The organism is Aurantiacibacter sediminis, assembly GCF_016019885.1.
GTDB classification, from domain to species: domain Bacteria; phylum Pseudomonadota; class Alphaproteobacteria; order Sphingomonadales; family Sphingomonadaceae; genus Alteraurantiacibacter; species Alteraurantiacibacter sediminis.
On sequence record NZ_JAEANY010000002.1, the window covers coordinates 324,966 to 350,418 of the forward strand.

The window sequence follows — 25,453 nt, forward strand, 5'->3', positions numbered from 1 at the left end:
TGCCAGTGCAGGAAGTGCGTCCTAGGCTCCGCCGAAACAATCGGAAAGGCTCCCTATCCTAATGCGTCACCTGCTTACCGCCCTTGCCGCAACCACCATGGCGACCCCCGTAATGGCCCAAGACACCACCGAAGCCGCGCCCGAACTGACATTCGAGCGGGTCTTCGCCAGCCCCTCGCTCAGTGGCCCGACTCCGCGCGCGCCGAAACTGTCGCCGGACGGACGTTACCTGACCGTGCTGCGCAATCGGGAGGATGAGCGCGAACGCTATGATTTGTGGGCCTACGATCGCGAGACGGGCGAGTGGTCGATGCTGGTCGACAGCGAGGCGCTCGGCACCGGGCGCGAGCTCAGCGAGGACGAGCGCATGCAGCGTGAGCGGGCGCGTGTCGGCAATCTGCGCGGCATCATCACCTACCAGTGGGCGGCGGACGGCGAGGGCATTCTCGTGCCGCTCGACGGCGATCTCTACCTCGCACGCATCGGCGGCGAGGTGGTGCGGCTGACCGATACGGAAGAGAGCGAGCTCAATCCCTCGCTCAGCGAAGATGGTGGCTACGTCTCCTTCGTGCGCGACCGGCGGCTGTGGGTCGGCGAAGTCGGCGCGGAGGCGCAACCGATCACGCCGGCCGAGGAGGACACAGTCCGCTGGGGCGAGGCCGAATTCGTCGCGCAGGAGGAAATGAGCCGCCTGACAGGCTACTGGTGGAGCCCGGACGATAGCCGCATCGTGGTCCAGCGCACAGATGAGAGCCCCGTCGGCATCGTCACCCGCGCGGCTATTGGCGCGACCGGGACCCAGGTTTACGATCAGCGCTATCCGGTCGCTGGAAGCGACAATGCTATCGTTCAGCTTTTCGTTATGGACCCCGATGGCGGCAATTCTGTCGAGGTCGATTTGGGCGAGAACTCGGACATCTACGTCGCCCGCGTCGATTGGGCGCCCGATGGCAGCGCCATCTACGTCCAGCGCCAGAACCGCGAACAGACCGTGCTCGACATGCTGCGTGTCGATCCGGCGACGGGGGCAAGCGAAATCCTCTTCACCGAGAATGCTGCGATGGAGGATTACTGGATCAATCTTTCCGACAATTACAAATTTCTCGACGATGGCCGCCTGATCTGGTGGTCCGAGCGGGACGGGTTCGGACACCTTTATCTGCTCGACGATGGCGGCTGGCAGCAGCTCACCGATGGCGAATGGGTCGTCACCAGTCTCGTCGGCGTGGACCAGTCCGCGGGCCGCATCTTCTTCCAGGGCACGCGCAACGATGTGTTGGAGCAGCACGTCTACAGTGTCGACATTGCCGATCCTTCCGCAGTGCGCCTGCTGACCGAGCCGGGGTTCACCCACGGCGCGCAGATGGATGGCGAGGGGCAGACCATGCTCGTCTCCCGCTCCAGCGACGACACGCCTCCGCAAATCTACATCGCCGACCAGACCGGCCAGCGTTTGACTTGGGTCGAGGAGAATGCGCTCGATGCGGACCACCCCTACGCGCCTTTCCTCGCCAGCCATCGTCCGACGCAATACGGCACGATAGAGGCTGAGGACGGCACGCCGCTCTATTGGGAGATGGTGACACCTGAAATGGAGCCGGGGCAGCGCTATCCGGTCTATTTCTATCACTACGGCGGCCCGGGTCCGCAGATCGTCAATCGCGGCTGGAACGGCGCGCTGCGCCAGGCCATCGTTGATCGCGGCTACATCTGGTTCGCGCTCGACAATCGCGGATCGAACAATCGCGGTGTGGCGTTCGAACAGCCGCTTTACCGCGCGATGGGAGATGTCGAGGTTCGCGACCAGAGCGCGGGCACGGCCTTCCTGCAGACGCTCGATTTCGTCGATCCGGACATGATCGCGATCGATGGCTGGTCCTACGGTGGCTACTTGACCCTGAAGCGTCTGCAGGCCAATCCGGGGATTTATGCTGCGGGTATCAGCGGCGCGCCGGTGACCAGATGGGAGCTTTACGATACCCATTACACCGAGCGTTATATGGGCACGCCGCAAGCCGACGGTGTGGCCTACGAGGCGGCGAGCGCCATTCCGAACGCAACCGAAATCTCCGATCCGCTCCTCATCATCCACGGCATGGCGGACGACAATGTCGTGTTCGAGAACGCCACCGAGATCATCTCGGTCATGCAGGAGAACAACGTGCCGTTCGAAATGATGCTTTACCCCGGCTACACGCACCGCGTGGCGGGCGAGCAGATTTCGCCGCATCGCTACAACACTGTGTTCAACTTCCTCGAGCGCAATGGGATTGTGCCGCCGGAAGCGAGCGACTGAGCAACGGCGACAGCCCTCGCGTTTCACGCGGCCCAACTCGTGATGATTTTCTGCCGCTGGAGGGCGAGACGACGATTGCCCTCTAGTACTCTTTGATCAAGTTTGGTGCTCTTGCACTACTCTTCGCATTGTATGCGCGATGGCCGCACCGGTAAGAGCGCCCGTATCGCCGAGCGCCGGGAGAATGTGGTCAAGTAAGCCAGTTTCTCAAAGCGACACAAACAAGGGGCGGCTTCCTGATCGGGAAGCCGCCCCTTTCGTTTTATGTGTCGCTGCGGATCACTTGTCGCTGCGGACTGGCCCACCCGATTGGGTCTCTGCCCGGCTGCGCACATCATCGAGGCACAGCCGCACGTGATCGCGCACGATTTCCGTAAAATTGGAAATGCGCCGCGGCTCTGAGAACACTTCGGCCGAATTGCAGTAGACCATCGATCCGAACAGCTGGTTCGGCGTGGTCAGGATCGGCATGTAATCATAGGCCTGGATGCGCACTTCGATGCTGCCGAAACACAGGTCCTGGTTCTCATCCACATTGGTGCGCGCATAAAGGATTGGCGCAGCGAAATCGTCGCTGGAAGCTTCGCGAATGCCCTGCGCGCGAATATTGGTGCGTAGTTCCTGCATCAGCTGTTGACTGGTGACGCCGCAGCGCTGGGAAGTCGCTGTCGTATCTTCCACCAGCAGACGTAGCGAAGTCGGTGCAGATTGTGCCGCTGCAGGTGCCGAAAATGCGGCGATGCCTGCCGCCAATGCGAGTGTCGTCAGCGATTTGTGCATAAAGCCCCCTCAATGCCCCCGAATTGAAAGCAAAGACTAGCACGCAAACCGCGATTGGCAATTGTCGAACAGGCGCTCACCCCCACCGTAGATCAGCTTCACACTGCGATACCACCTTTGCTGTTGCGCCTGCGAACATAGCCGCTAGGCAGCAGGCACATTATTTTACGGAGCGAGATCATCATGGGTTACCGGGTTGCAGTTGTCGGCGCGACGGGAAATGTCGGGCGCGAAATGCTCGCCATCCTGGCAGAGCGCGAATTCCCGATGGACGAAGTGGCTGCAGTGGCCTCGGGCCGCTCGACCGGCATGGAAGTGGAAGTCGGCGACTCCGGAAAGATGGTGAAGTGCAGGAACCTCGAGCATTTCGACTTTTCCGGCTGGGATATGGCGCTGTTCGCATGCGGAAGCGAAGCGACCAAGACTTATGCGCCGAAGGCGGCGGCGGCTGGCTGCGTGGTGATCGACAATTCCTCGCTCTACCGCATGGACCCGGATGTGCCGCTCATCGTGCCGGAGGTGAACCCTGATGCGATCGACGGCTACACGGCGAAGAACATCATCGCCAACCCCAACTGCTCGACCGCGCAGCTGGTTGTGGCGCTCGCTCCGCTGCACAAAGCGGCGAAGATCAAGCGCGTCATTGTCTCGACCTACCAGTCGGTTTCGGGCGCGGGCAAGCAGGGCATGGACGAGCTGTTCGAACAGAGCCGCGCAATCTTCGTCGGCGATCAGGTGGAGCCTGCCAAATTCACCAAGCAGATCGCTTTCAATGTCATTCCGCATATCGATGTATTCATGGACGATGGCGCCACCAAGGAAGAATGGAAAATGGTGGTCGAGACCAAGAAGATCCTCGATCCCAAGATCAAGCTGAATGCAACTTGCGTGCGCGTGCCTGTCTTCGTCGGCCATTCCGAAGCGATCAATATCGAATTCGAAGAGGAATTGTCGGCTGAGCGCGCTCAGGAAATCCTTCGGGAAGCGCCGGGCATCATGCTCGTCGATAAGCGCGAAGACGGCGGATACGTGACCCCGGTCGAAGCCGCCGGCGATGGCGCAACCTATGTAAGCCGCGTGCGCGAAGACCCGACCGTCGATAACGGCCTTGTCTTGTGGTGCGTTTCCGACAATTTGCGTAAGGGTGCGGCATTGAACGCCGTGCAGATCGCAGAACTGCTCGGCCGCCGCCATTTGCAAAAGGGATAATCGCCATGCGCCACATCGCTCTTCTCGCCCTTCCGCTGATGCTCACTGCCTGTGGCGATGCGCCGGGCGGTGATGGCGAAGCGACTGCACCGGAAGGGCCGGAACCGCTGGAAAATGCGACGCTGGATTTGGGCGCGGGTGGTATCGTGATTCCGGCGCAGGCAGGATTTGAGCAGCTGGAAGTGCCTTTTGGCTCTAACCGCGCGGCGACCGAAGCGACGCTCGCCAATGTGATTGGCGGCGAAACCGGGCAGGATACGGTTCCCGATTGCGGCCCCAATATCACCGCTGTTTCCTACGAGGGGCTGACGACCTATTTCGAGGATGAAGCTTTCGTCGGATATGCGGCTAGAGAGCCCTACGTGCCGGCGCTGACGCGTTCGCAGATGTTGCAGGACCCCGGCGTGTCGCTTGTCGAAGACAGCTCGCTGGGCGAAGAGTTCACCATTGGCGAAGGCGAAGAAGTGCTTTCGGGCATGTTCGACGGCGAGGGCGACGACGCTGGTGTTGAGACGCTCTGGGCAGGCAATGCCTGCGTCATGCGCTGAGGCACCGCTGTGAGTGACCTCAGCACACAATTCATAGAAAGCTTCGACGGCACCCGCATGGCGGTGCATCGGCTGGGCGAGGGACGGCCTGTCCTGCTGCTGCACGGCCTGTTTTCGGACGCGAACGTCAACTGGATCAAATACGGCCATGCAGCGCATCTGGCGGAGCAGGGCTTTGAAGCGATCATGCCGGACTGGCGTGTGCATGGGCACAGCGATGCGCCGCAGGATCCCTCGGCCTATCCCTCTGGAGTGCTGGTGAAAGATGCCTTCAGCGTCGTCGACCAGCTGGGGCTGGAGGACTACGATCTGGTCGGCTTCTCGCTCGGCTCGCGCACGGCGATCAGCGCGGTGATCGCCGGGCTTAGGCCGCGCAAGCTGATCGTGACGGGTATGGGGCTCGAAGGCCTCACCAATTGGCAGAAGCGCACAGCCTTCTTCATCGACATGATCGACCATTTTGACGAGATCAAACATGGCGATCCGCGCTTCATCGCGAAGAGTTTTATGAAAACGCAGGGCATCGACCCGGCAGCTGCGCGGCATTTGCTGGTGAATGGCGTAGACAATATCGAGGTGTCGGAGCTTGCGACGATCACAATGCCGACGCTGGTGCTGATCGGCGAAGATGACCGCGACAATGGCTCGCCTGAGCGGCTGGCGGACGCTCTGCCCGACGCGAAGGTGCGCACAATACCCGGCACGCATATGAGCTGCGTACTCAAGTCGGAACTCGGCGAAGAGATCGCGCGCTTCCTTTTGGAGGAGTGATGCGGCACACTGCCTCCCGATGGATTTGACGGAGGGAGCTATGCGCCAAATTGCTGCTGGGGTGGTCGCAACGCTGTTGCTCGCCGGTTGCACGCCGAAAGCAGAAATACCGGGCCCGGTCACTCCGGCGCACGGCAGTGAAGGCACATTGTTCGTCGCGAACAAGCGCGGGGCAAGCCTTTCGCGTATCGACCTTGCAACCGGCGAGGAAACCCACCGCAATGTTTCTTGCGAAGACCCACATGAGTTGACGATTTCTCCCGACCAGAGTCGCGTGCTGGTCGCATGTTATTCAGGCCGTGCGGTCGATATCTTCAGTACTACCGACCTTGATTTCATCGGCAACGTCACACTTGGTCCCTCTGCTCGAATCCACTCTGCAATCTGGATGAGCGACGGACGGATCGTTGCTGGAGCAGAGGGGCGCGGGTCTATCTATCTTCTTGAGAACTCGCTTTCCGACGCCTCGACCGCTCTGGAAATCGGAAGTGGAGGTCCGGGGCCCCATTTGGTGGCTGTGGATGAAGCGCGAAATCTTGCTTGGGGAACGATTATCCCGGCGGGGGAGGTCATCCGATATGATCTTGAAACAGCAAGTGAAGCCGTGCGCAGCCGCATAGGTGATCAGATCGAAGCCATCGCGCTTTCACCCGATGGCGAGCAATTGTGGGTCGCGTCCAATGCGGATAGTATTGCCTATCGCCTCGATCCGATGACGCTGGAAGTGCAGGCCGAAGTACCGACCGGACAAGTGCCCATTCGGCTCGCCATGCACCCCTCGGGCGAGTTCGTAGTGAGCAGCAATTACGGCAGCGGCGATTTGACCGTGATCGATACCTCCACGGATGAAGTATTGCGCACAATTCCGGTCTCGGGAAGTAGAGATGCGGTGCAGGTGACCCTCGTGTTCAGCGAGGACGGCGACCGCCTTTACGCCGCTGAGACCGCGACCGACACAATCGCCGAAGTGGATTTTGCGACTGGCGAAGTCCTCCGCCGCATCCGCACTGGACCGGGCGGCGACGGGTTGGCGGTGATCGATTGATGGAACCTGTTGCTGCATTTCCTTGGATCGCCCTGTTCACGATCCTGATGTGTGGCCCGGCAGTCTGGTTGGCTCTCAAAAGCAAGGCGAGCCGATGGATCACGCTCTGCGTCACATTCTACACCGCCATGGCTTGCGTGGCGGCGCTCTATCTCGTCCCTTGGTCCTTCTACAGCTACTATCTTCTCGCGATCCTGCTTGTGATTGCGGCGGGCGGATTAATTGTAGGCGGAATCAAAAGCCGCAGTGCCGATTGGCGCCGCCCTGGAAAGCTCGGCCTGTTCGCAGCGATCGTCTTAACCCTCAGCGGCGCGTATTTTGCGGCAATGAATGTGCGCGCTCTCTCTGCAGCGCAGCCGCCTGAGGGCACCATCAACATGCAATTCCCGCTCGAAGCAGGACGATATGCTGTCACGCAGGGTGGTGCAGCCCCGCCGCTGCAAAATCCAAATGGTCACGCCGGAAACCCTTCGCAGCTCTATGCTTATGATATCGTGGCCCTAAATTCTGGATTGCACAGCCAAACGCAATATCTGGATTGGTCCGAACTTGAGTTTAGGGAGATGTGGGACCGCGTGGTTCTCGCTCCGTGTTCCGGCACTGCGATTTGGGTTCGCGATGGCCTTGAAGACAGCCCTACAAGCGATGATGAACGCCCTGCGGGAAATGTCGTGGGCATTGAATGCGATGGCATCATCGTCAACCTTGCACACTTGCGAAATGGGAGTGTGCTTGTGAGCGAAGGCGACCAAATCGAGGCAGGCCAGCCCATTGGGAGGATCGGCTCGTCCGGGCGCACTATCGATCCGCACTTGCATATTCATGCAGAACGAGGGCCGTTCAAAGGCGACTTTTCGGACAATGAGGCCGTTCCAATCAGCTTCGACGGGGCCTTTGCGTTTCGCAACCGTATCATGACCAGCAGCCAGCCAGCCGAGTGAGCGCCAAGAGCGTCATCCTTTTCGGCGCAAGTGGCACGATCGGGCAGGCGGTTGCGCGTGAATTGGTCGAACGGGGTTATCAGACCACCTGCGTCGTACGTGCAAACGGCCGTGATGTATTCCCCGGAGCGCGAATTGAGCGGGTGCGCGATCTCGACAGCAATTCGGTGCGCGGCCTGTTCCTCGGCAAGGATTACGACGCGGTCATCTCCTGCATCGCCTCGCGCAGCGGTGTCCGCGAGGATGCGTGGAAGGTCGATGCGATTTTCAACCAGAACATCGTGGCCGCGGCGAGTGTTGCGGGCGTGCGGCATGCGGTGCTGCTCTCTGCCATCTGCGTGCAGAAGCCGAAGCTGGCGTTTCAGACGGCCAAACTGGCCGCCGAAGCCGCCTTCAGCGAGTCAGGCCTCGCATGGACGATCGTCCGTCCAACCGCCTTCTTCAAATCGCTCTCCGGTCAAGTGGAGCGCGTAAAGCGCGGCAAGCCCTTTCTGCTGTTCGGCGATGGCGAGCTGACGCGGTGCAAGCCGATCAGCGATCGCGATCTGGCGCGCTTTATTGTCTCGGCTTTGGCTGATCCCTCGAAGCAGAATCGCGTCTCGCCGATTGGCGGCCCCGGTCCGGCTATTTCTCCGCGCGAACAAGGCGAAATGCTATTCGATCTACTGGGCCAAGAGCCGAGCTTCCAGCGCATCCCTGTCAAATGGATGGACCGCGCGATCGCCGCACTCGATCTCCTCGGCAAGGTCTCCGAACGCGCTGCTGCCAAGGCCGAATATGCGCGGATCGGGCGATACTATGCTACAGAAAGCATGCTGGTTTGGGACGGGGAACGAGAGGCCTACGATGCCGCCGCGACACCCGAATTCGGCGAAGACACGCTGCGCCAGCACTACGCACGTCTCTTGCACGAATAATCGAAAACCCCCGCCAGCCGGATCGGTAAAGATCGGGCCGACGGGGGTTCGGTCTGCTGAGCCCCCAAGTCAAGGTGACCAGGAAGGGAAGAGGGAGGGGCTCAGTTTTCGGTAAACCGGCTTACTGCGCGGAATAGGGCAGCGAGCTGTGATGCAGCACGATCACCAGATCGCCGGCATCATTACGCTCATAGCCGAATGTGTATTCCACCTTGGTTTCGTTGCCGTCAGTTCCGGTGAAGTAATAGTTACCCATGGCCATGGCGGTGTCGCCAGTGTCATCGATAAAGGTGCCTTCATTTTCCCAGCGCACATCGGTGTAAGGAGCGATTGCGAAGCCGCCATCTTCGGTACCTTCAGAACCGATGAAATAGCTGAGCGCGCCATCGAAATCGCCGCGGAACTGATCTTCGGCAGCAAGGGTCGGCTTGAACAGGATGTCCATGCCGTCTTCGTAGCCATAGAAATCATTGATGTGCGTGGTCGCCGCAGCTTCCACGTCGCCTTCATCGGTAAAAGTCTGGCCGATGCGAACGATGCCTTCGCCCCAAGCCTGCTGAGCGGCTTCGACATCGGCAGCGGTAATCGGATTGTCGGTTTCGGTTGCAGCCGTGTCTGTACCAGCGTCGGCGCTGGTATTGTCCGTCGCGGCTTCGCCACAAGCAGCAAGTGCCAGCGCAGCAACACCAGCCATCGGGACCATAATAATCTTCTTCATCTCAAGACTCCAAATCGTCATTCCCCCTGTTCCGGGGCAAAAAAATCGTGTTTTGGGTGATGCGCGACTGGAGCGGACGCTCGCCGAAAATCACCCTCTGCTACGTCCGACATCACGCATAAAGCATAGCTCCATGCGCCAGAGGGGCCCGGTACGCGATGTTATAATGCCACATCTGAAAATCAGTTCCCGGCAATCGGGAAAATTTTAACGCAGTGTTTTTCGTTACTGCGGATTTGGGCACGATGAACCGGCGCTCGCGACAATGTGAAATCAAATAAAATCAAGTCGCTACGCGGCATCTTGGCAATGACATTCGCGCAACAAAAAGGGGCGCCGCCATCGCTGGCAGCGCCCCGTTTTTCGTTTAGCCAAAGGTCGCTTACGCGTCCTTGTTGTCGCTATCTTCGGCGGTCGCTTCAGCCTGCATTTCTGCAGCTTCCTCGCCATCGGCCGGAGCTTCGACCTCTTCACCTTCGGCGGTGGGCAGGTCGCCCAGTTCGCGGTCCGGATCGAGTTCGTGCTGGAAGCCGGCTTCTGCGATGGCAGCAGCTTCTTCTTCAGCAGCCTGTGCGAGGATGTCCACGCCCTGGCTCTGCAGTTCGGCTTCGTCTTCCGAACGAGCGACATTGGCCTTGATCAGCACTTCCACCTCTGGGTGGAGGCGGATGGTCACGTCGAACATGCCGATCGTCTTGATCGGTGCGCCCATGATGACCTGCTTCTTGTCGATGTCGTGGCCCTTGTCGGTAAGACCGGCAGCCACGTCACGCACGTTGACCGAGCCGTAAAGCTGGCCAGCATTCGATGCAGCACGGATCAGGACGATTTCGGTGCCTTCGACCTTTTCGCCCTGCTTTTCAGCATCCGTACGCTTTTCAGCGTTTTCAGCTTCCAGCTTATCGCGATTGGCTTCGAAAACTTTCTTGTTGGCTTCGTTGGCGCGAAGAGCCTTCTTCTGCGGCAACAGGAAGTTACGGGCGTAGCCGTCCTTCACGGTGACGACATCGCCGATGGAGCCAAGGCCGCCAACGCGTTCGAGGAGAATAATATCCATATGTCTTCTCCCTTACTTCACGATGTAGGGCAGCAGGCCCAGGTGGCGGGCGCGCTTGATGGCCTTGGCCAGTTCACGCTGCTTCTTGGCAGAAACGGCGGTGATACGGCTCGGCACGATCTTGCCGCGTTCGGACATGAAGCCCTGCAGCAGGCGCGTGTCCTTGTAATCGATCTGCGGAGCGTCCTTGCCGGCAAACGGGCAGGACTTGCGACGACGGTAAAACGGACGAGCCATTAATTGTCTCCCCGATCAGACCGCTTCTTCTTGTCGCGGTCGTTCTTCTTCATCATTACCGAGGGGCCATCGTCATGTTGTTCGACAGCGATGGTCAGCCAACGGATGATGTCTTCGTTAATCCGGTTCTGGCGCTCGAGCTCGGACACCAGCGAGCCGGGCCCGTCGATGTTGAGCATGACGAAATGCGCCTTGCGGTTACGGTCAATCTTGTAGGCGAGGGATTTGAGGCCCCAGGTTTCGGTCTTCACGACCTTACCGCCATTGGCTTCCACGATTTCCGTGGCGCCGCTGGCGAGCGCGTCTACCTGAGCCTGGCTCAGATCCTGACGCGCGAGGAATACATGCTCATAGAGAGCCATGTCGCGCTTCCTTATACTATGCCGATCGCTGGCGATCCTGCGGCGAATTCCGCTGGGGCCCCTCCGGCTTTCTTCGAATTTCCGGCGGCAGGGCAAACGGCCCGATGCCAGCGGAAGGGGCGCACATAGCGGGAATGGGGTGAAATGCAAGGCTTGTTTGGTGCATCGTCGTGTTCCAAACGCGGGCGTCGAAAGGGAGAGAAGCCGATGTCATTCTGGAAGAAAGCACTGAACGGTTTCGATAACCGGATGACGGCACCTCCCCCGGAGCCGAAGCTACCTGCGCCGATCCGCCAGCGCGATTGCAGCGAAGATCCGAAGCCGCATTTCCGCTTCTATCCTCACGCTTACGAAGACGGTAATTTCGAAGAGAGCGATGCGAAATGCTGGCTGTGCGGCTGCCCCTGCGGTTGGCGGTATGTCGCATCGATCTACTCGGCAGATAAGCCCGAAGTCGTTTGCGCACGATGCCTTGCCGACGGCACGCTGGGAAGCGGCACTCACGATACCGTCGCTTCGAGCAAGGTAGTCGATAAAGAACTATGGTTCGAAGCGGAGTGTTGCACACCCGGCATCAGCTCGTTCAACCCGTTCTCCTGGCCCGTGGTGGATGGTGAACCGCTGGCATATCTCGGCCATGCCGATCAGCGCGACCTGGAAAAACGTGCGGAGGTCAAACAGGCGATGGCGGCACTCGCCAAGGAATTCGACTGGCCGGAGGTCGCGCCGCATTACGCCATGATCTTTCGTAGCCTGGACGGCAAGCACTGGCGCGCATCGATGGACCTTGACTAGAGACATTGGCGGAACCGGCAGCTAAGCCCCCGGTTGGAAAACGAAAACAGGGAGACCAACACATGCCATCCGGCCTTGCCGCGCTTCTCGACGACGTATCGATCATCGCGCGAACCGCGTCGGCCTCGGTCGATGACATTGCCGCTGCCGCAGGGCGTGCGGGCTCCAAGACTGCGGGCGTGGTGATCGACGATGCGGCGGTGACGCCTAGCTATGTCACGGGCCTTTCGCCGGCGCGCGAATTGCCGATTATCTGGAAAATCGCACGGGGTAGCTTCTTCAACAAGCTCGTCATCCTACTTCCCGCAGCGTTATTGCTGAGCGAGTTCCTGCCATGGCTAATCATACCCATCCTGATGCTGGGCGGCGCTTTCCTTTGCTATGAAGGCGCGGAGAAAGTGCTCGAAAAGCTCGGCGGAAAGAAGCACGGCAAGAACCTGGAAAGCCCGATCGAGGACCCGGAGCAGTTCGAAAAAGAGCGCGTCCAGGGCGCGATCCGCACCGATCTGATCCTCTCTGCCGAAATCATGGCCATCACGCTGAGCGAAGTTGCGACCGAGACGCTTATCACCCGGGCGGGGGTGCTCGCCATTGTCGGGATCGCGGTGACTGTCGTTGTCTACGGGGCGGTGGCGCTGATCGTGAAGATGGATGATGTCGGACTGCACCTCGCCAAGGAGGGGCGGACTGACGCGGGACGGAGTTTTGGCAGAGGGCTGGTCAACGCTATGCCGCATCTGCTCACCGCGCTTTCGCTGATCGGCACCGTAGCCATGCTGTGGGTCGGCGGCGGGATCATTATCCACGGGACGCATGAGCTGGGCTTCCTTCTGCCGGAGGAAGCGATTCATTCCGCGCAGCATTGGGTCGAAACCATTGCCGGCGGGCTCGGCGGCATTCTTGGCTGGCTTACTTTTGCCAGCCTCTCAGCCGTGCTGGGCCTGGCTTTGGGCGCGGTGATCGTGTTCGTGCTGCACAATTTGCTGGGGCTCGGCCACACCGAAGAGCACGGCGAGGCCGCAGCGCACTAAGCCTGATCAGGCCGCCGCGCGGTGGGTGCGGCGTTCATCCGCAATCCACGCATCCTTGTCCGTCCAGCTGCGCGCGTCAGAGCTTTCAACGCGGCCATCTGGATGGAGGACGAACCATACATCCTCGTCCGCCGCGCGCGGATCAAGCGTGATCGGGGTGAGGCGGCGATCCTTGCCAACCTGCCAGCCGAGCACGTTGGTGTAGATCAGATCGACCTGGTTATCGTCGAAATAGGCGGAGACCAGATAGGTGCCGGGATGCGCATCGAACATGCCGATGCCGCTTTCGCGATAGCTTTTCTGCACCTTTGAGCCTCCCGTGAATTGCGGTGAAGCGCCCGTTTACCCTGCAAAACCTTGCGAAAGGTTTATGCAGATTGTCGGTTAAAGCCGCGCCAGAAGATCTTCGGCGAATTCGGTCAGCGTATCGTCACGTGCGCCCATCACGACCACGCGATCTCCCGGCTTCGCGTTCTCGACGATGAAATCGCCGCAGCCTTCGCGGGTGTTGATGTGAAGCGCCTTTCCGCCTGCGTCGTGGATCATATCGATGATCCGCTCGCTGCCGGTACTGCGATCGACCGTGCCGCCAAAATAGACCGGGTCGCACAGGATGGTGAGATCGGTCTCATCCAATTCCTCGGCGAAGGTTTCGGCGAGTTCGTGGCCCATCTGGCGCAGAGGACCATAGCCGTGCGGCTGGAAGAAGGCGATCACGCGCCCATCGTGGCTTTTGAGGGTTTTAAGCGTCGCACGCGCCTTTTCCGGATTGTGCCCGAAATCGTCGATCACGGTCACCCCGCTCGCGCTTGTGCCGACGATATCGAAGCGCCGGGCGAGGCCTTTAAAGTCCGCCAGCGCGGTAACGGCATCCCCAACCGGCACGCCCGCAGCATTGGCAGCGGCGATCGCGGCGAGGGCATTGGAGAGGTTGTGCCGCCCCGGCATGGCAAGGCGCAGCGCATGCTCGCTGTCGTCGCGTCGGTCGATCACGAGCGCGGCCTGCCTGGTCGGCCCATCGGCAATACTGCCCTTTGCGATGCCAAGCGCGGCGCAGCTATTTTCGATCCCGAAGGTCAGCGGCTCATTCGCCTGTGCGACCAGGCGGAAGGCCTCGACATCATCCGCATTCACCACGCCGCGATCTGCGACGCTCAGGAAATTGCCGAACAATTCGCGCAGTTCCTCCATGCTCTTGTGATCGAGGCTGACGTTGAGCAGCAAAGCTACAGAAGGCCGGTAAAGCGCGATCGAACCATCGCTTTCGTCGACCTCGGACACGAAAGTGCTGCCGTCACCCATGATGGCGCTGGCAAAGGGGCGGTCCTTGGAGACGAAGTTCTTCATCACCGCACCATTCATGACGGTGGGCTTCTTACCCGTCGCTTCCATGATCCAGCCGAGCATGGCGGTGGTGGTCGATTTGCCGCTCGTCCCGCCAACGGCGAGCGAGCAGGGCGCTTGGTTGAACAGCCGCGCGAGCAATTCGGCACGGGTCAGGCGCTCGCAGCCCAGTTCCTTTGCCTTGGCGATTTCCGGGACGGTGTCCTCTATTGCGGCAGAGGCGATCAGGATCTGGTCGCCCGAGGTGATGCCGCTGCCATCCTGCGGGAACAGCCGGAAACCCTGCCGCTCCAGCACCGCGAATTTCTCAGGCGTGCGGCCTTGGTCGAAACTGCGGTCCGACCCGGCCACTTCGCCGCCAAGGCCTTTCACGATCTGCGCGAGCGGCAGCATGCCGGACCCGCCGATGCCGCAGAAGAAATAGGGATGGGCAATCACGCTGGAGCTATCATTCATGGGGGTTGTGCCTATGCGGATGGTGGCGCTTTGTGAAGCGGATGTTAGAGGTAAATGGATGACAACACGCATTGCCTGCCTGTGCCCCGGAAAGCCGGTCCTGCGTGATCGGGCGGACGCCGTCCTTGCCATGGCGCAGGCCGAATTTCCCGATGTGGAGCTGCGCTTCCATACGCAATGCTTCCTTGAGCAAGGCCATTTCGCAGGCGACGATGCCACAAGGCTCGATGCTTTGGTCTCCACCGCCAACGATCCCGGGATCGACGCGATCTGGTTCGGCATGGGCGGATATGGCTCCAACCGCATCGCTGGCGAGGCAATCCCGCTGCTGGGCGAGGCAGCGTGCGACAAGACATACCTCGGCTATTCGGACAATGGCTATCTGCTCGGCGCGCTCTACACGCACGGCATCGGCAAGCCGGTGCACGGACCGCTCGCTGGCGATATCAAACGCGAAGGCGGCGACGATGCGGTGCGCCGCGTCCTGAAATATCTATCCGGGCAGAATGTCCCGCTGGAAAGCGGCCTCGATGATCGCTCCACGGTCGCATTCAATCTGATGACGCTCGCGATGCTAGTCGGCACGGACTTGATGCCGGACCTCACCGATCACGTCGTGTTGGTCGAAGAAGTGGCTGAGCATCTCTACGCCGTTGACCGGCTCTTTTTCCACGTCACGCAGAACCTGAAAGGTGTCGCAGGTATCCGCCTAGGCCGCGTGTCCGATGTGCCGGATAACGACCGTCCGTTCGGCGCAACCGCAGAAGAAATCGCGCGATACTGGTGCGCGAAATCGGGCATTCCCTATCTCGGCCGCGCGGATATCGGGCACGATAGTGCCAACGCAATCGTTCCCTTTGGCAAACGCTAACGTTGCGGGACGAGCCGCAGACGCATAGGTGCACCCGCCAAAGGAGATTTTCATGATTGCATTCGTTTTCCCGGGTCAGGGCAGCCAAAAGGTCGGCATGGGGGCAGAGCTTGCCGAAGCCAGCAGCGCAGCGCGCGAAGTATTCCAGGAAGTCGATGACGCGCTCAACCAGAAGCTGTTCAACCTGATGGGCGAGGGGCCGGAAAGCGAACTGACGATGACGGCCAATGCCCAGCCCGCGATCATGGCGAACGGCATGGCGGTGGCACGCGTTCTGGAGGCGGGCGGAGTAAACCTGTCCGAAAAGGGTGAAGCAGTCGCCGGTCACTCGCTGGGTGAATATTCGGCGCTGGCTTCCGTCGGGGCATTCAGCCTCACTGACACAGCCAAGCTGCTGCGCACGCGCGGCATTGCGATGCAGGATGCCGTTCCCATCGGCGTGGGCGGCATGTGTGCGCTGCTTGGCGCAGATCTCGAAAAGGCGCAGGCGCTGGCCGATGCAGCTGCCGAGAGCGAAGTGTGCGAAGTCGCCAATGACAATGATCCCGGTCAGGTCGTGCTGTCGGGTCATCTCTCCGCGATCAATCGCGCGGTGGAACTGGCGAGGGATCACGGCATCAAGCGCGCAATCAAGCTGCCCGTCTCGGCACCTTTCCATTGCTCGCTGATGGAGCCTGCAACGCAGCGCATGAACCTGGCGCTCAATGACACCAAGCCGAACGCTTTCCGCCTGCCGGTCTATTCGAATGTCACCGCCGCTGCCGTTACCGATCCTGCTACCGAGCGCGATTTGCTGGTCGAACAGATTACCGGCCGAGTACGCTGGCGTGAAAGCGTGATGGCGATGAGCGATGCGGGGATCACCCACTTTATCGAGCTGGGCGGAAAAGTGCTCGGCCCGATGATCAAGAAGATCGCGCCTGATGCCACGATCACCAGTGTTGTGACGATGGAAGATATCGAGGCGCTCGCCAAAGAATTGTAAGCACTTGCAATTTGCTGCAAAGCCCTTCAATGTAACAATGTTACATAGGAAGGGTTGGGTATGCTGAACAAGGTTCGATTCGGGGCTGCGCTGCTTGTTGGAACACTCGCGCTGGCTGGCTGCCGCGCGGCCGATGAACTGTCGGTGCCAGACGGCGATGGCGCAGGCCTAGAGGCGTTCGCCAGCGAGGATGCTTTTGAGCGTTTTGCTGAGCGGATGGAGGAACTCCAGGGCAGCCAGCAAACGGAATATGTGACGACCGTAGACATCCAGGAGGACGCTGTAGCCGAGGCAGCTCCTCCGCCGCCGGTTGCACCGCCACCGCCTGCCGCTCTTGAGGCATCTGCTGCGCCGCGCGCAGAAGGCGAGCAAATCACCAACACGCAGGAGCAGGGCGTAGACGAGGGCGCGATCGTTAAGGATGCGGGCGATTATCTCGTTATCCTTCGACGCGGTCGCATTTTCACCGTGCGGCACGGCGGCAATATGCTCGATTCCGTAGATAGCAGCGATGCCTTTCCGCCCGGCGAATTCGTGCCCGGCACGTGGTATGATGAAATGCTGGTGCGCGGGAACCAGATCATCGTCGTCGGCTACAGCTACGGCGATTTCGGCACCGAGATAAACCGCTTCACCCTCGGTGATGATGGCTCGATTTCTTATCGCGACACACATTACCTGCGGTCTGGCGATTATTATTCGTCGAGCAATTATGCGAGCCGGATGATCGGCGATGAGCTGATCTTCTACGCACCCGTTTATATGAATTGGGCGGACTGGCGCTCGACCATGCCCGCTCTGCGGCGCGGCGGAGCGAATGGCGAGGTGGTGGACCTTGTCGAACCGGAAAGCATCTACGCCACTCCCGCCACTTTGCGCGGCAAATACCCGGTCGGTGTAGCCCATACCGTGACGCGCTGCGATCTCTCGGCAGCAGAGCTGGAGTGCGAGGCCGACGCGGTTCTGGGCGGCTGGGGTCGTGTATTCTACGTCAGCCCGCGCGCGGTCTATCTGTGGACCGAGCAGCCATACATGCCGGACGCCGAAGAACGCGATCCTGCGCAGCTTTATCGCCTCCCGCTTGATGGCTCGCGCCCCGGCGCCGTGCCGGTCGAAGGCGCGCCGGTGGATCAATTCTCCTTCAGCGAAGACCGCACGGATGACATTCTGCGTGTGATCGTGCGTGGGGATAGCAATCAGGGCGGCGAGGGCATGTGGGGCGCGGAATTCTCATCTGGCGATGTCGGCCTGCTGACCATCCCAATGGACAGCTTTACAGACGGCTCTGAACGCATCCCGCAAGAGGCGATGCGCGAATTGCCGAGCGTGGTCGGCTACCGTTTCCACAACCGCTTCGTGCCCGGCTATTTGCTCTACACTGCCGCGAACTATGGCAGTGAAAGCGACGGACGCTTTTTCTACGCCGTCCCGCTCGATGGGCGCGAGGCGCAGCGGATCGACTTGCAGCACGGCGTGACCCGGTTCGATATCATGGGCAGCGATGCAGTGGCGATCGGGCCTGCAAGCGGCGGCGCATTGGGCTTCTCAGCCGTGTCGCTGGGCGAGGATGTGACCATCGAAGACGTCTACCTGCTGCCGTCTGCCAGCGAAGGCGAACAGCGCAGCCAGGCGTTCTTCTACCGGCCCGATAGCAATTCACGCGGCGGGCTGTCCGGTACGCTGGGCCTGCCCGTCACTCGCACAAGCACAGGCAGCGGGGGCGAGTTCCTCGGCAATGCGTCCGCCATCTTTTTCCTCCGGCGCGAGGATCGCGAGTTCAGCCCTGCAGGCGATCTCGTCTCGCGCGCGAAAGCAGGAGTGGATGACAATTGCGTCGCGTCCTGCGTCGATTGGTACGGCAATGCCCGGCCCATCTTCCTGCGCGACCGGATCTTCGCCCTGATGGGATATGAACTGGTCGAAGGCCGTATCGAAAATGGCACAATCCGCGAAGTGCGCCGCACCAACTTCACCCCGCGCGGCCGCGGAGAACGATAGGCGAGACAGTTGACCCCGCAGCGTTCTGGCGCAACAGCGGTGGCCAATCGCGAAACAACAATGAAAGCACTCGCCATGTTCTCACTCGAAGGAATGAATGCCCTTGTCACCGGTGCCAGCGGAGGCATCGGTTCCTCGATCGCCCGCGCGCTCGCTTCGCAGGGCGCGCGGCTGGCGCTGTCGGGCTCGAATGGTGACAAGCTGAGGGCGTTCCGTGAGGAGCTGAATCACGAATTCGCCCATCACGATCATGACGGCCATGTCGAGGTGACCTGCAATCTGTCCGACAGCACGCAGGTGGAAGAGCTGGTGCCCGCTGCGGTCGATACGCTCGGCGGGATCGATATCCTCATCAACAACGCCGGTATTACGCGCGATAATCTCGCGATGCGGATGAAGGATGAGGAATGGGACGAGGTGATCCGCATCAATCTCGAGGCCGCTTTCCGCCTGATGCGCGCGAGTGTCCGCCCGATGATGAAGGCGCGCTTCGGCCGCATTATCAACATCACCAGCGTTGTCGGCACCACCGGCAACCCGGGCCAGATGAATTACACGGCGGCCAAGGCAGGTCTTGTCGGCATGTCCAAAAGCCTCGCGCAGGAAGTGGCAAGTCGCGGCATTACCGTGAACTGTGTCGCACCCGGCTTTATCCGCACGGCGATGACCGATGCGCTGGATGACAAGCAGAAAGACGCGATCAACGCCCGCATCCCGATGGGCCGCATGGGCGAGGGCGACGATATCGGTGCCGCAGTCACCTATTTGTCGAGCAAGGAAGCAGGCTATGTCACCGGCCAGACCATTCACGTGAATGGCGGCATGGCGATGTTGTCTTAGTTTTTCGAAGCCGCACCCGCGGCTTCGTCCTCGGTGCTATTCGCTCCGGCGGGACTTCGTTCCGCCTGCGCGGCACCTGTGGGCTTCGCGGTTGCTCGCTGTCGCTAACCTTCGGCCAGCGAGCTCTGCGCTCCCTACAATCGGTGTCGCGGAGCACGGGCGCGAAGCGGAGCGAAGCGCGTCTGGCGAGGACGAGCGCGCGGATGCGCGATCGCAAGACAAGCTACCCCGGATGTGGCTGCTTGAGACAAATTTTTCACTTTTCCCCAAGGAATCCCCGTCTGGCGCGGCCTTGGCTTGCCCGTATCACCGCCTCCGCTAAGGATGGTTCACGCAATTTACCGGCGTTGGTGGGCGATTCCGGCCTGTCCGGCACACCGCAGCGCCCGAGAAGGGAATGATTGTCCATGAAGGTCACCATCGAACGCGCAGAGCTGCTTCGCAGCCTCTCCCACGTCCAGAGCGTGGTGGAACGCCGCAACACGATCCCCATCCTCTCTAACGTGCTGATCGAAGCTGAGGCTGGCGGGCATGTGCGGATCATGGCGACCGACCTCGATTTGCAGGTTGTCGATAATCTGCAGGCCAATGCGGTGGACAGCGAAGGCTCCATCACCGTGTCGGCGCACCTGCTGTTCGACATTGCCCGCAAGCTTCCCGATGGCAGCGAAGTCAGTCTAGAAACGGGCGACAATCGTATGACGATCAAGGCCGGGCGCAGCCGCTTCTCGCTGCCGACCCTGCCGCGCGACGATTTCCCGGTGATTGTCGAAGGCGATCTGCCGACAAGCTTCTCACTGCCAGCAGCAACGCTGGCCGAAATGATCGACCGCACGCGTTTTGCCATTTCGACTGAGGAAACGCGCTACTATCTCAACGGCATTTTCTTCCACGTAGCGGATGAAGATGGCGGCGTGCTGAAGGCTGCGGCCACCGATGGTCACCGTCTTGCCCGCTTTACTCTCGCTCGCCCGGAGGGCGCCGAGGGCATGCCCGACGTGATCGTACCACGCAAAGCCATTGCCGAGCTGCGCAAGCTGCTTGAAGAGGCCAATGAAGGCAACGTTCAGGTCGACCTCAGCCCGAGCAAGATCCGTTTCGCGCTTGGGGGAGAGGGCGGTGTCGTCCTCACCAGCAAGCTGATCGACGGGACTTTCCCCGACTACAGCCGCGTTATTCCCACAGGTAATGATAAGCTGCTGAAAGTCGACCCGAAGAGCCTGTTCGCCGGCGTGGACCGTGTGGCGACAATCGCCACCGAGAAAACCCGCGCGGTGAAAATGGGCCTCGATACGGACAAAGTCACGCTGACGGTGACCTCGCCCGACAATGGCAACGCTGTTGAGGAAGTGTCCTCGCAATATGGCTCGGACGCTCTCGAAATTGGCTTCAACGCCGGTTACCTGAAAGACATTCTCGCGCAGCTGAGCAATGACACCGTGGAGCTGCACTTCGCCGATGCCGGTGCACCGACGCTGATACGCGAAGATGAGAAAAGCCCAGCGCTTTACGTGCTGATGCCGATGCGGGTCTGACCCTGGCTTTCCAGAGACGCTGTTATGCCGCTTTGGACTTTCTTTCTGCTGCCCCTAGGCTTCGTCGCCATCTGGCTCGCGACAGGCTTTTTTCTCGCTCATTTTTCCGGCTGGAACAGCCTCGCGGAGACATATCCTGATCGCCCGATCGCTGCACACAAACGACTGGATTGGGTAAGCGCCGTCATCAGGCGCCAAGGACGGCGCGGCCTGCGCTTTCAGAAGAGCCTCGCGATGGAGGCCGGCCCCGACGGGATGCGGATCAAGCCGCCGCGCTTCCTCATGCCCTTTGCAAGTGCTGTCACGGTGCCAGGTGCCGAGATTGAGGCTGCCGAGAGCGGAAAACTTATTTATCCGATGGTCTTGAATATCGGGCGCGATCAGGACTGGCAGATCGGCCTGCGTCGCGGCAGTTGCGATGCTATCATGTCTGCTTTGAAGTCAGCGGCTTAACGCTCAGCTCGCCAATCAGTTGGCCGCGCGGATCATCGCCTCGATATCGACGAATTTCTCTCGCGGTGCGTCTGCCTGTGCGGCGGCAAGTTCAGCCTCTTCGATCTTCTTCCAATCCTGAAATGTGACGGGATCGAGATCCCTTTTGGCAGCCAGCGCATCGAAACCCTTGCGCCCAGTCTTTTGTCCTCGTCCGAGCACGCCGGTCTCGATATCTGAGACGATGTGGTCGGCAATGCCAAAACCGTCAGGCTTGTTGGTGCCGATAGTCCCTGACGGGCCGCGCCGGGCCCAACCGACGCAATAGAGGCCGGGCAGGATGCGGCCATCATCGTTGTGAAAGCGGCCAGCGCGCTCATCGAAAGGGACGCCGGGAATCGGAACGCTGCGATAGCCGATACAGCTGATGACCATACTCGCTGAGATGGTGCGGGTCTTGCCGGTGCCGACCGCGCGACCCTTTTCCAGCCTGGTTTCCTCGATTGCGAATTTGGAAACCGTGCCGTCTCCGCTCAGCGCTTTGGGCTGCGAGAAGAATGCAAATTCGATCGCAATCGGTTGCTCGGCGCGAATATGCTCAGGAATTGCGGCATATTCGCGTATCAGGTTGACGGACTTTCGCAGTCCCGGCTCCAGCATGGCGTCCTCACCGATATCCGGCAGGTCATCGGGATCCACATGCGGGGCGGCGCGATGAAGCTCGCCAAGTTCGCCAAGCTCCTTCGGTGTCATCATGATCTGATGGGGTCCGCGCCTGCCAAGGATCACGATGCGCTCGATCTTGCTCTGGCGCAGCGCTTGGCGAGCATGGGCGACCAGATCGCTGCCTGAAAGCTCCTCCGTCGTTTTCGCCAGCATGCGCGCTACATCGAGCGCGACATTGCCCATTCCGATGACGACAGCGGTATCACCGGAAAGATCGGGATCGAGATCGGCGAATTGTGGGTGGCCGTTATACCAACCGACAAATGCCGCGCTGCCGAAGACATTGCCCAAATCCTCGCCCGGCAAGCCCAATTGGCGATCTTGCGGAGCGCCTGTAGCAAGCACGACGGCATCGTAAAGCTCTCGCAATTCATCGACAGAAATGTCGCGCCCGACCGCGATATTGCCGACGAAGCGCACATTGTCCGTCAGGGCCGTCTTCTCATATCTCAGCGAGACCGCCTTGATGGACTGGTGATCGGGTGCAACGCCGGTACGGATAAGCCCGTAGGGGACGGGAAGCATGTCAAACACATCGACACGCACGTTTTCGCCCAGCTTCTTCTGCAAAGCCTCGGCGGTGTAGTAGCCCGCAGGGCCAGAACCGATAATCGCGATATGCCGCATGGCCTCTCCCGATGGATGCTCAGCATCAATCTCGGTTCGACTATTAATCCAATGTCAGCGCACGGCAATCCGGCAAAAGCAGCTTTGCCCCACCGATTTCGCGCCAATTTGGCTCTCCGCCGATTAACCGTTTTTCAAAGAGGAAATGCCATGTCGGCCAAATGCGACGCGCGACCGGTCCTGCCGATACGAAAAATGCGCCCGATTCCGCTCCTGTGAGCCAGCGGAACGGGAGGCCTATGCGCGCCGACGCTAGGCGTAAGGCAGCTTCAACACCAGCGAAGGATCGCCGAAAGGGGCCGCGCCGGGTCCAGCAGGTAGACCGGGCGGCGCAGGCTCCATCGGTCGATAATAATGCGAAAAATCCATTCCCGCGCCGATGGAATTACCTCATCCTCGCGGTACTGGCCGCAGTGGCAATTTCAGGCCTTTTCGCAGAGCGATTGCCTTCGTTGCTGACCGTCGCCTTACTTGTATTCGGCTTCTTGAGTCTGCTGCAAATCGGGCAAGTCTATGATCGTGTATTGCATCGGGGAGCGTGGGGAAAAGCGATTGGCCTGATCGCCGCAGTCGTGCTGCCGCTCTTCACAATTGCGGCGGCACTGGGGCGCTGGGCAGCGGATGGCGGACTCCCCTGGGAAGCGATGCTGGCCAGCCTGCTGACGCTCACCGGCGTTGCAAGCGCGTACCTGCGGCGGCAGCCCTTCGCCATTTTTGCGGCGCAATTCGCCATCTGGGTCGCGATCGTCGTCACGCACTTTTCAGTCGTCGGGATGGTCGCGCTGGCGGTGGCTTCGATTGTGGCCGTGCTCGTCAGCCGCGAACAATTTATCGAGCAGATCAAGGAACGCGATCGCCGTGATGCACAGGATCGGGTCCAGACGCGTGCTCGAGACATTTTGGCTGATTATGAAGAAACGGGCCAGGGCTGGTTCTGGGAAACCGACAGACGCTCTTTGTTGACCTATGTCTCACCTCCGGTTGCAAAGGCTCTCAAACGCAATCCTGACCGTTTGATCGGCCAGCCACTGACTTGCCTCTTCAATCTCCAGGACAATGGGAGTGAAGGTGAGCGCACACTGATGTTTCACCTTTCCGCGCGGTCTGGCTTCACCGAGCTGCCGGTTCGCGCCGCTATCACGAAGGAAGAGCGCTGGTGGTCGGTATCCGGTCGTCCGATTTACAGCCAGAATGATGAATTCGTTGGTTTCCGTGGGTCGGGCACCGATCTGACCGAGCGGAAGCGGAGCCGCGAGCAGGCCAACAGACTGGCAAGCTATGATGCTTTGACGGGACTCGCCAACCGCCTGCAAATGTCACAGGGGCTGGAAAAAATCCTTACGGCGCGGACAGAAGATGCTCGCCAATGCGCCATCATGCTGCTCGATCTCGACCGTTTCAAGCAGGTGAATGATACGATGGGCCACCCGGCAGGCGATGCCTTGCTGAAACTGGTGTCCCAGCGGCTTGAAAGAGCGGTCGGCCAACTGGGCCAGGTGGGCCGATTGGGCGGCGATGAATTCAAAGTCATCGTGCCGAGCCAGAGCAGCGACGATGTCCTCCAGGCTCTTGCCCGCGACATCATTCACTCGCTCTCGCAGCCATATTCGATCGACGGGCAACGCGTGGTTATCGGCGCATCGGTGGGCATCGCAGTCGCTCCGCAACACGGCCGGAGCTCCGAAGAGCTTATCCGCAATGCCGACCTCGCGCTTTACGCCGCAAAGGACGGGGGAAGAGGCCGCTTCCACGTCTATTCCGAAGACTTGCATGCCGAGGCGGAAGCGAAAGCGAAGCTGGAAGAGGACCTGCGCGACGCGGTCGCCAAGGAAGAGCTTGAATTACATTACCAGCCAATAGTCGCCCTCGCGACGAGCAAGATTTCCGGTTTCGAAGCGCTGCTGCGTTGGCAGCATCCCGAGAAAGGCTGGATCTCGCCAGAGCGCTTTGTCGCCGTTGCCGAGGATAGCGGCCTCATCCAACAGATTGGCGAATGGGCATTGCGCCGCGCCTGTCAGGACTTGGCGCAATGGCCCCACCAGGTTTGCGTGGCGGTGAATGTTTCTCCGCTGCAGTTTGCCAATACCGCTCTGCCACGCATTGTCGCCAGCGCTATTTCCGATGCCGGCGTAAGCGCAGGCCGCCTGGAGCTTGAAATCACAGAAAGCGTGTTTTTGGGTGATGACAAGGGCACCGACGCGATGTTCGCCGAGCTTAAGCGGATCGGTGTACGTCTGGCGCTGGACGATTTCGGAACAGGCTATTCGTCGCTCGGCTACCTGCGGACCGCACCCTTCGATAAGATCAAGATCGACCAGAGCTTTGTGCGCGGCATGACTGAGGAGGGGAGCCGCAATGGCGCGATCATTTCCTCGATCACGAGCCTCGCCAACGCATTGGGAATGCATACGACGGCAGAGGGCGTTGAGAACCACGATGAGCTCGATCTCATCCGTGCGCACGGCTGTAGCCATGTCCAGGGCTATATCTATGATCGCCCTTTGACTTTCGAAGCTGCGAGCGCCCGCGTTGCCGGAAACCTGTTTGCCGAGCCAAAAGGGCCGAAATCCGCCCGTGCGACGCGCCACAAAATGCTTCGCAAAGTCTTGTTGGATCACAGCGGGCACAGGTATAACGGCACAGTTCGCAATCTCTCGGTCACGGGAGCGATGATCGAAGGCCTGTGGAATGTGCCGAATGGCACGACTTTCCAGCTGCAATTGGCGACGGACTTCACGATTAGCTGCACCGTACGTTGGTCGATGGATGACCGAATGGGCGTCCAGTTCTCCAGTCCGCTGCAGAAGGATCGGGACGGACAAATGGCCGCGCTTAAGGGCGCGCCTCCCGATCACCTCAACATCGACGAGCTTCGCAAGGCGAGTTGACGTAAGAACGCCTTGTTAACTTAGGTCTTTGGTAATCCGTTTAA

At 60.2% G+C, this 25,453-nt stretch carries 24 protein-coding genes; 16 read left to right on the forward strand and 8 right to left on the reverse strand.

Going from position 1 to position 25,453, the window contains the following annotated elements:
* Window positions 1-61: 61 nt before the first annotated feature.
* The gene (locus I5L03_RS07130) at window positions 62-2,296 is read left to right on the forward strand and encodes a S9 family peptidase (protein ID WP_197921044.1); all 2,235 of its coding nucleotides are present in this window, start codon (window positions 62-64) and stop codon (window positions 2,294-2,296) included.
* A 279-nt stretch (window positions 2,297-2,575) separates the two neighbouring features.
* Here I5L03_RS07130 and I5L03_RS07135 read toward each other — a convergent pair whose 3' ends face one another.
* A complete protein-coding gene (locus tag I5L03_RS07135) occupies window positions 2,576-3,076 on the reverse strand; it encodes a hypothetical protein (protein ID WP_197921045.1) in 501 nt (166 codons plus the stop codon).
* Between the two features lie 183 nt (window positions 3,077-3,259).
* Here I5L03_RS07135 and I5L03_RS07140 point away from each other — a divergent pair, with 183 nt between their 5' ends.
* Genes I5L03_RS07140 through I5L03_RS07165 form a run of 6 tightly spaced genes read left to right on the forward strand, consistent with a single transcriptional unit; the run spans window position 3,260 to window position 8,507 of the window.
* A complete protein-coding gene (locus I5L03_RS07140) occupies window positions 3,260-4,285 on the forward strand; it encodes an aspartate-semialdehyde dehydrogenase (RefSeq protein WP_197921046.1) in 1,026 nt (341 codons plus the stop codon).
* A 5-nt stretch (window positions 4,286-4,290) separates the two neighbouring features.
* Window positions 4,291-4,833, forward strand: coding sequence for a hypothetical protein (locus I5L03_RS07145; RefSeq protein WP_197921047.1), 543 nt, complete (start codon window positions 4,291-4,293; stop codon window positions 4,831-4,833).
* Window positions 4,834-4,842: 9 nt separating this feature from the next.
* Window positions 4,843-5,604: an alpha/beta fold hydrolase gene (locus I5L03_RS07150; protein ID WP_325100121.1), complete on the forward strand. Its 762-nt coding sequence runs from the start codon at window positions 4,843-4,845 to the stop codon at window positions 5,602-5,604.
* A 40-nt stretch (window positions 5,605-5,644) separates the two neighbouring features.
* Entirely contained in the window at window positions 5,645-6,649 is a 1,005-nt protein-coding gene (locus I5L03_RS07155; RefSeq protein ID WP_197921048.1) for a YncE family protein, read from the forward strand.
* The gene (locus I5L03_RS07160; protein ID WP_197921049.1) at window positions 6,649-7,590 is read left to right on the forward strand and encodes a M23 family metallopeptidase; all 942 of its coding nucleotides are present in this window, start codon (window positions 6,649-6,651) and stop codon (window positions 7,588-7,590) included. The genes I5L03_RS07155 and I5L03_RS07160 overlap by 1 nt, the downstream gene beginning before the upstream one ends.
* Window positions 7,587-8,507 (forward strand): NAD(P)H-binding protein, encoded by a 921-nt coding sequence (locus I5L03_RS07165; protein ID WP_197921050.1) that lies wholly within the window; start codon window positions 7,587-7,589, stop codon window positions 8,505-8,507. Before I5L03_RS07160 ends, I5L03_RS07165 begins: the two co-directional genes overlap by 4 nt.
* Window positions 8,508-8,628: 121 nt before the next feature.
* On the opposite strand, the gene I5L03_RS07170 is transcribed toward I5L03_RS07165, so the two are convergent.
* The 4 genes from I5L03_RS07170 to rpsF form a co-directional block, all read right to left on the reverse strand.
* A complete protein-coding gene (locus I5L03_RS07170; RefSeq protein ID WP_197921051.1) occupies window positions 8,629-9,225 on the reverse strand; it encodes a phosphoribosyl-AMP cyclohydrolase in 597 nt (198 codons plus the stop codon).
* A gap of 382 nt (window positions 9,226-9,607) precedes the next feature.
* The gene (gene rplI / locus I5L03_RS07175) at window positions 9,608-10,282 is read right to left on the reverse strand and encodes a 50S ribosomal protein L9 (RefSeq protein ID WP_197921052.1); all 675 of its coding nucleotides are present in this window, start codon (window positions 10,280-10,282) and stop codon (window positions 9,608-9,610) included.
* A 12-nt stretch (window positions 10,283-10,294) separates the two neighbouring features.
* Window positions 10,295-10,519, reverse strand: coding sequence for a 30S ribosomal protein S18 (gene rpsR, locus I5L03_RS07180; protein WP_197921053.1), 225 nt, complete (start codon window positions 10,517-10,519; stop codon window positions 10,295-10,297).
* The gene (gene rpsF, locus I5L03_RS07185) at window positions 10,519-10,881 is read right to left on the reverse strand and encodes a 30S ribosomal protein S6 (RefSeq protein ID WP_197921054.1); all 363 of its coding nucleotides are present in this window, start codon (window positions 10,879-10,881) and stop codon (window positions 10,519-10,521) included. Before rpsF ends, rpsR begins: the two co-directional genes overlap by 1 nt.
* Before the next feature lie 207 nt (window positions 10,882-11,088).
* Between rpsF and I5L03_RS07190 the strand changes: the two genes are divergently transcribed.
* Both I5L03_RS07190 and I5L03_RS07195 read left to right on the forward strand, forming a co-directional pair.
* Window positions 11,089-11,676, forward strand: a complete 588-nt coding sequence (locus I5L03_RS07190; protein WP_197921055.1) for a CbrC family protein — start codon at window positions 11,089-11,091, stop codon at window positions 11,674-11,676.
* Between the two features lie 62 nt (window positions 11,677-11,738).
* Window positions 11,739-12,707: a DUF808 domain-containing protein gene (locus I5L03_RS07195; protein WP_197921056.1), complete on the forward strand. Its 969-nt coding sequence runs from the start codon at window positions 11,739-11,741 to the stop codon at window positions 12,705-12,707.
* A gap of 6 nt (window positions 12,708-12,713) precedes the next feature.
* Here the strand turns inward: I5L03_RS07195 and I5L03_RS07200 are convergent, their stop codons facing one another.
* Window positions 12,714-13,013: a hypothetical protein gene (locus I5L03_RS07200; protein WP_197921057.1), complete on the reverse strand. Its 300-nt coding sequence runs from the start codon at window positions 13,011-13,013 to the stop codon at window positions 12,714-12,716.
* 78 nt (window positions 13,014-13,091) lie between these two features.
* Window positions 13,092-14,507, reverse strand: coding sequence for a glutamate ligase domain-containing protein (locus I5L03_RS07205; RefSeq protein WP_197921058.1), 1,416 nt, complete (start codon window positions 14,505-14,507; stop codon window positions 13,092-13,094).
* 58 nt (window positions 14,508-14,565) lie between these two features.
* On the opposite strand from I5L03_RS07205, the gene I5L03_RS07210 reads away from it, so the two are divergent.
* The 6 genes from I5L03_RS07210 (at window position 14,566) to I5L03_RS07235 (ending at window position 21,189) form a co-directional block, all read left to right on the forward strand.
* The gene (locus I5L03_RS07210; RefSeq protein WP_197921059.1) at window positions 14,566-15,378 is read left to right on the forward strand and encodes an LD-carboxypeptidase; all 813 of its coding nucleotides are present in this window, start codon (window positions 14,566-14,568) and stop codon (window positions 15,376-15,378) included.
* A 52-nt stretch (window positions 15,379-15,430) separates the two neighbouring features.
* Window positions 15,431-16,363: an ACP S-malonyltransferase gene (gene fabD, locus I5L03_RS07215; protein ID WP_197921060.1), complete on the forward strand. Its 933-nt coding sequence runs from the start codon at window positions 15,431-15,433 to the stop codon at window positions 16,361-16,363.
* 60 nt (window positions 16,364-16,423) lie between these two features.
* The gene (locus tag I5L03_RS07220) at window positions 16,424-18,361 is read left to right on the forward strand and encodes a beta-propeller domain-containing protein (RefSeq protein WP_197921061.1); all 1,938 of its coding nucleotides are present in this window, start codon (window positions 16,424-16,426) and stop codon (window positions 18,359-18,361) included.
* 75 nt (window positions 18,362-18,436) lie between these two features.
* Complete coding sequence (fabG, locus tag I5L03_RS07225) at window positions 18,437-19,201, forward strand: 3-oxoacyl-[acyl-carrier-protein] reductase (protein WP_197921500.1); 765 nt, start codon at window positions 18,437-18,439, stop codon at window positions 19,199-19,201.
* Window positions 19,202-19,608: 407 nt separating this feature from the next.
* Window positions 19,609-20,736, forward strand: a complete 1,128-nt coding sequence (gene dnaN / locus I5L03_RS07230) for a DNA polymerase III subunit beta (RefSeq protein ID WP_197921063.1) — start codon at window positions 19,609-19,611, stop codon at window positions 20,734-20,736.
* A 24-nt stretch (window positions 20,737-20,760) separates the two neighbouring features.
* Window positions 20,761-21,189, forward strand: coding sequence for a hypothetical protein (locus I5L03_RS07235; protein WP_197921064.1), 429 nt, complete (start codon window positions 20,761-20,763; stop codon window positions 21,187-21,189).
* 15 nt (window positions 21,190-21,204) lie between these two features.
* On the opposite strand, the gene I5L03_RS07240 is transcribed toward I5L03_RS07235, so the two are convergent.
* Entirely contained in the window at window positions 21,205-22,521 is a 1,317-nt protein-coding gene (locus I5L03_RS07240; RefSeq protein WP_197921065.1) for an FAD-dependent oxidoreductase, read from the reverse strand.
* A gap of 413 nt (window positions 22,522-22,934) precedes the next feature.
* On the opposite strand from I5L03_RS07240, the gene I5L03_RS07245 reads away from it, so the two are divergent.
* Entirely contained in the window at window positions 22,935-25,409 is a 2,475-nt protein-coding gene (locus I5L03_RS07245) for an EAL domain-containing protein (RefSeq protein ID WP_325100123.1), read from the forward strand.
* Window positions 25,410-25,453 lie beyond the last annotated feature (44 nt).